Annotated in this window: 6 protein-coding genes and 2 tRNA genes; 6 read left to right on the top strand and 2 right to left on the bottom strand. The window is 63.5% G+C overall.

The annotated features are described in order from the left end of the window. Positions 1-187: 187 nt before the first annotated feature. From NUW87_RS11110 to NUW87_RS11125, 4 genes are all read left to right on the top strand, one after another. Positions 188-775 (top strand): hypothetical protein, encoded by a 588-nt coding sequence (locus NUW87_RS11110; RefSeq protein WP_269028586.1) that lies wholly within the window; start codon positions 188-190, stop codon positions 773-775. Positions 776-903: 128 nt separating this feature from the next. Then, positions 904-977 (top strand) — tRNA-Asp (locus tag NUW87_RS11115). Between the two features lie 28 nt (positions 978-1005). Then, a tRNA-Phe gene (locus tag NUW87_RS11120) sits at positions 1006-1078 on the top strand. 57 nt (positions 1079-1135) lie between these two features. Continuing rightward, a complete protein-coding gene (locus NUW87_RS11125; protein ID WP_269028587.1) occupies positions 1136-1426 on the top strand; it encodes a GNAT family N-acetyltransferase in 291 nt (96 codons plus the stop codon). Here the strand turns inward: NUW87_RS11125 and epsC are convergent, their stop codons facing one another. Further along, entirely contained in the window at positions 1427-2026 is a 600-nt protein-coding gene (gene epsC, locus NUW87_RS11130) for a serine O-acetyltransferase EpsC (protein WP_269028589.1), read from the bottom strand. It abuts the gene before it with no gap. Between the two features lie 111 nt (positions 2027-2137). Then, positions 2138-3079, bottom strand: a complete 942-nt coding sequence (gene cysK, locus NUW87_RS11135; RefSeq protein ID WP_063937288.1) for a cysteine synthase A — start codon at positions 3077-3079, stop codon at positions 2138-2140. A gap of 263 nt (positions 3080-3342) precedes the next feature. On the opposite strand from cysK, the gene ramA reads away from it, so the two are divergent. Together ramA and murA are read left to right on the top strand one after the other, a co-directional pair. Further along, entirely contained in the window at positions 3343-4185 is an 843-nt protein-coding gene (ramA, locus tag NUW87_RS11140; protein ID WP_239218100.1) for an acetate metabolism transcriptional regulator RamA, read from the top strand. Positions 4186-4229: 44 nt separating this feature from the next. Continuing rightward, positions 4230-5480, top strand: coding sequence for a UDP-N-acetylglucosamine 1-carboxyvinyltransferase (gene murA, locus NUW87_RS11145; protein WP_269028590.1), 1251 nt, complete (start codon positions 4230-4232; stop codon positions 5478-5480). Positions 5481-5695 lie beyond the last annotated feature (215 nt).

The raw sequence follows: 5695 nt of genomic DNA on the forward strand, positions 1-5695 counted from the left end.
AGTCCTCGGCGGAGCAACCCCACGTGAGATACTCCAGCAAATATTCAAACGTGGCGCATTAACCGCTTGATCCCGCCCCCCCGAGCCAATTTCCGGCGGCACCGGGTTCAATGATGCGGTAGACATCACCGAGGGCACGTACTCCGACAACATCATCCCTGGTGAGTTCAGGTTCTACAAGATCCCGGTGGCCTACGGGCAGCGGCCGGTGGTGAAGGTGAAAACGCCGGAGTCGGTCGCGCACAACGCCGATAGCCTCGGCTTCGGCATCTACGATCCGATGCGCAACGAGCTCGTGCGCACCCCGTTGAACTTCTTCATGGATGCAGCCGAATCCGACGCGGAAACGCTGAGCCAGTACGTGTGGCACGACACCAGCACTCCCTACCAGGGCGAGTACTACATCTGGGTCGGCATGGGGTGGGTGCACGAAGGTTATGACATCACCGGTGTGGAGCAGCCTTTCGAGTTTGAGGTGGTCATGGATGGCGAACCTGGCAACGGCGGCCCGGATTGGACGCCGACGCATGAGGACGGCCCGGAGCCGTCCGACGAGCCGATCGCATTCAACGCAGCCGACAAAGCAGCCGAGACGTCGGCTTCGCAGAGCAGCCAGGACAGCCAGGATGGTCAAGACAGCGATACGGAGGTCAACGCCGCGAAGGATGACCAGGATGGAGGCTTCGGGCTCCTGCCGGGGCTGCTCGGCGGCCTGCTTATGCTGCTACTGGTAGCCGGGGCGGTCGTGTTCTTCTTCGCACGTGGGCGTCGATAAGCAACCCGGGCCCGAAACCTCCCGTACGCTGGCGATTTGTGGCCGATCGAGGGTGCTGTGTAATGTATCAACTCGTGCAAGAGACAGTGTGAAACACACTGGAAGTTGCACTGAAAACAACAGAATAAGGCCCTGTGGCGCAGTTGGTTAGCGCGCCGCCCTGTCACGGCGGAGGTCGCGGGTTCAAGTCCCGTCAGGGTCGCTGAATTGCTTGGCAAACGAGTAGTTCCGGCCAGATAGCTCAGTTGGTAGAGCACACGCCTGAAAAGTGTGGGGTCGCCAGTTCGATCCTGGCTCTGGCCACACTCCCGAAACCCCTTCCGCGGCAATGCGGAAGGGGTTTCGCATATAGTCGGCTGCATGTCTGAGAACCCGGAAATATCCGTGCAGAAGAACGAGGCGGAAGGCCAGTACGAAATCCTCGTGGGCGGGGAAGTGGCGGGCTTTGCCACCTACGCCGACGCGAACGGTGTGCGCGACCTGCCGCACACCGTGGTGGACCCCAAATTCCGCGGCCAGGGGCTGTCCAAGCCGCTTATCCAGGCGGCGCTCGACGACGCCCGCGCAGACGACATGTTGATCACCCCGTCCTGCCCCGCTGTTGAGCGCTACATTGAGCAGAACCCGCAGTACCGGGACCTGCTGGCGTAACTAGATGATGTAGCTGCCCGGATCGATGTAGCTGTCCGGGTCCACCAGCTTCACGCACTCGTCCGTCTTACGCGGGCGGACCTTCGCCGGAATGCCTACTGCGATGGAATTTTCCGGCACGTCCTTGGTCACCACCGCGTTCGCGCCGACGGCGGAACCGGCACCGATGGTCACCGGGCCCAGTACCTTCGCGCCCGCGCCGATGGTGACGTTGTCGCCGATGGTGGGGTGGCGCTTCGTTTGCGTGAGCACCTGCCCGCCCAGGGTGACGCCGTGGTAGAGCATTACGCCGTTGCCGATCTCCGCGGTTTCGCCGATCACGATGCCCATGCCGTGGTCGATGAAGAACCGACGGCCGATTGTCGCGCCGGGGTGGATCTCGATGCCGGTGAAGAACCGGTTCAGCTGCGCCAGGATGCGCGCCGGGCCTTTCCAGTTCCGTTCCCACATTGCGTGGCAGATGCGGTGCACCCAGATGGCGTGCAAACCCGAGTACACCACGGCGTTTTCGACGTCGCCGCGTGCGGCGGGGTCGTGTTCGCGCGCGTTCACCAGGTCCTCGCGGACGGTGGAAACAACCTTTGCAGCCAGGGAAATCATGGGGCGCAGTGTACCAAGCGGTTCATTTTCTGTGGGGATAAAAATTCCCCCGGCGCCGGATGGTGTCGGTGCCGGGGGAGGGGCGACAGCTCGTCGCTAAGCAAAAAGTGCTTAGTCGCGGATGTCCTCGTACAGGACGGTGGAGACGTAGCGCTCGCCGAAGTCCGGAATGATCACCACGATGGTCTTGCCCGCGTTCTCCTCGCGCTCGGCCAGCTCCAGCGCTGCCTTAACGTTCGCGCCTGCGGAGATGCCGCCGAGGATGGCATCCTTCACCGCGAGCTCGCGGGAGGTGGACACCGCGTCCTCGTTAGTCACGGCGATGATCTCGTCCACGACGTTGCGGTCCAAGGTGCCCGGGATGAAGTTCGCGCCCAGGCCCTGAATCTTGTGCGGGCCAGCTTCGCCCTTGGACAGCAGCGGGGACGCAGCCGGCTCGACGGCCACGGCCTTGACGTCCGCCTTCTGCTCCTTGAGGTACTTGCCGGCGCCCGAGACGGTGCCGCCGGTGCCCACACCTGCGACGAGGATGTCCACCTCGCCGTCGGTGTCTTCCCAGATCTCCGGGCCGGTGGTGGCGTAGTGGATCTTCGGGTTGGCCTCGTTCTCGAACTGGCGGGCCAGAATGGCGCCCTCGTTCTGCTCTACCAGCTCGTTGGCCTTTTCCACGGCGCCCTTCATGCCGGCGGCGCCCGGGGTGAGCACGATCTCAGCGCCGTAGGCGCGCAGCAGCACGCGGCGCTCGTTGGACATGGTCTCCGGCATGGTCAGGATGACCTTGTAGCCCTTCGCGGCACCCGCGAGCGCGAGCGCAATGCCGGTGTTTCCGGAGGTGGCCTCGACGATGGTGCCGCCCGGCTTCAGGTCGCCGGACGCCTCGGCGGCCTCGATGATGGCTTTGCCGATGCGGTCCTTGACGGAGTTGGCCGGGTTGTAGAACTCCAGCTTGGCCAGTACGCGGGCCTTGGAGCCGTTGGCCTCGGTGATGTCAGTGAGTTCCACCAGCGGGGTGCCGCCGATGAGGTCGAGAACGTTGCTTGCGATCTTCGCCATAAGTCATCCCCTCCTGGGGTTTTCTTAGTTTGTTGCGTTTCCAGGGACAGCATACACGCCGAAGTAGACAGTGTGGTTTGTTGGTAGTGAACTGTCCGGTACGGAAGGGGTTCGGGCGGGACGCTTCACGCGCTTTTGGAGCGGGGTTAAATTTGGCTACCCCCGTTCGCGCGATATGATCACTGTGGTTTTTGAGTCCTGTTCGGATTCGGGTGTGCCCCAAATGGGTGCCCCCGAAACGGTGGAAGGCGACACGTATGACGATGGATGCGCAGCGCATCAAGGACGACGATGACGCGATTCGCGCGGCGCTGACCGCGCTGAAGACCGCAACCGGCATTCCAGTGGCGATGTACGGCACTCTCTTGTCGGACAACCGGATTCAGATCACCCAATGGATCGGCCTGCGCACTCCGGCACTTCAGAACCTCAGTATCGCCGAGGGTGCTGGCGTTGGTGGCCGTGTCGTGTCTAGCCGTCGTGCCGTGGGTATCGCCGACTACACGCGCGCTTCCGTGATCTCCCACGAGTACGACCAGCAGATTCAGGACGAGGGCCTGCACTCCGTCGTGGCCGTGCCGGTGATCGTGCAGCGCGAGATCCGGGGCGTTTTGTACGTCGGCGTGCATTCGCCTGTGCGTCTGGGGGACAAGGTCATCGAAGAAGTCGCTATGACCGCCCGCACCCTCGAGCAGGAGCTCGCCGTCAACGCGGCGCTGCGTTCCTCCGATGGCGGGGACCGAGCTGGCGCGAAGTCCGGGCGTGCGATGAACGGCGCGGAGTGGGAGCAGGTGCGCGCGACCCACTCTAAGCTGCGCATGCTGACTAACCGGGTGGAAGACGAGAAGCTGCGCAAGGAGCTTGAGCAGCTCTGCGAGCAGCTGGTGTCTCCGGTCGCCGTCAAGCAGACCACCAAGTTGTCGGCGCGCGAATTGGACGTGCTTGCCTGCGTGGCACTTGGGCACACCAACGTTGAGGCTGCCGCGGAGATGGGTATCGGTGCTGAGACCGTGAAGTCCTACCTCCGCAGCGTGATGCGCAAACTCGGCGCTCACACCAGGTATGAGGCGGTCAATGCCGCCCGTCGCATCGGCGCGCTGCCTTAAGCATTTGCCTATCGACGTCCCTTCGGTTCTGTACTGTGGCGGACGTGAAAGAACGGTTTTTGGTTTCAGGCGGCGCCCGGCTTGCGGGCGAAGTTCGCGTCGACGGCGCCAAGAACAGCGTGCTCAAGCTGATGGCCGCAGCCCTTCTGGCCGAAGGCACGACCACGCTGCGCAACTGCCCGCAGATCCTGGACGTCCCGCTGATGCGCGATGTCCTGGTCGGGCTAGGCTGCGAGGTGGACATCGAAGGCGACGTGGTGCGCATTCACACCCCGGCCGAGGTTTCCCCGCACGCCGACTTTGATGCGGTGCGCCAGTTCCGCGCCTCCGTGGCGGTGCTCGGACCGTTGGTGGCCCGTTGCACCGAGGCGTATGTGGCGCTTCCCGGCGGTGACGCAATCGGGTCCCGCCCGCTGGATATGCACCAGTCCGGCCTGGAGAAACTGGGCGCGACCACGCATATCGAGCACGGAGCAGTGGTGGCACGTGCCGAGAAACTCACCGGCGCCTCCATCAAGCTGGACTTCCCGTCCGTGGGTGCAACGGAGAACATCATCACTGCGGCCGTGCTCGCGGATGGCCGCACAGTGCTGGACAACGCGGCGCGCGAACCGGAGATTGTGGACCTGTGCGCCATGCTGAACTCCATGGGGGCGCGTATCGAAGGTGCCGGCACGTCCACCATCACCGTCGATGGCGTTGATTCGCTCTCGCCGACGGAGCACACGGTGGTCGGCGACCGCATCGTCGCCGGCACGTGGGCGTACGCGGCCGCAATGACGCAGGGCGACATCACCGTCACCGGTGCGGCACCCGGGCACCTGCACCTGGCCCTTTCGAAGCTGAAGCTCGCGGGCGCCGACGTGGAGACGTACGACAACGGATTCCGCGTGCGCATGGACCACCGCCCCCGCGCCGTGGACTATCAGACCTTGCCATACCCGGGATTTCCCACCGACCTGCAGCCCATGGCGATTGCGTTGTCCGCGATTGCCGACGGCGTATCCGTGATCACCGAGAACGTATTCGAGGCGCGCTTCCGGTTCGTGGACGAAATGCTGCGTCTGGGGGCCGACGCGAACGTGGACGGCCACCACGTCATGTTGCGTGGGGTGAACAACCTGTCTTCCACCGACGTCTGGTCTTCCGACATCCGTGCAGGCGCCGGCCTCGTGCTTGCCGGCCTGGTCGCAGACGGCGTGACCACCGTGCACGAGGTGCACCACATCGACCGCGGCTACCCGGCCTTCGTCGAGCAGTTAAACGCGCTTGGTGCACATGTTGAACGCGCTTAAAACCTGCGTTTAGCTGCGGGTTTGTGTTGTTGTTGGGGTGTGTGTAACTTATATCGAGTCAGCGAGACCGACAACGCCCCGCTGGAGAGCAGATAAGGTTCTCTGGTTTGTGTGGCGGGCAGGAAAACAATCGCTGGCGGATTCCAAAGTCACTTTGATGCTGGCTCACTGTGTGTGGGTTGGTGTTGGGTGTGCTGGTGTTGTTTGAGAACTCG

The sequence above is a fragment of the Corynebacterium pilbarense genome (genome assembly GCF_026930265.1).
In the GTDB taxonomy this organism is placed as follows: domain Bacteria; phylum Actinomycetota; class Actinomycetes; order Mycobacteriales; family Mycobacteriaceae; genus Corynebacterium; species Corynebacterium pilbarense.

Bases quoted from the DNA above. Each gene is read 5' to 3' on its own strand.
- NUW87_RS11125 (WP_269028587.1), top strand. From the start codon at position 1,136: ATGTCTGAGAACCCGGAAATATCCGTGCAGAAGAACGAGGCGGAAGGC.
- epsC (WP_269028589.1), bottom strand. From the start codon at position 2,026: ATGATTTCCCTGGCTGCAAAGGTTGTTTCCACCGTCCGCGAGGACCTG.
- cysK (WP_063937288.1), bottom strand. From the start codon at position 3,079: ATGGCGAAGATCGCAAGCAACGTTCTCGACCTCATCGGCGGCACCCCG.
- ramA (WP_239218100.1), top strand. From the start codon at position 3,343: ATGGATGCGCAGCGCATCAAGGACGACGATGACGCGATTCGCGCGGCG.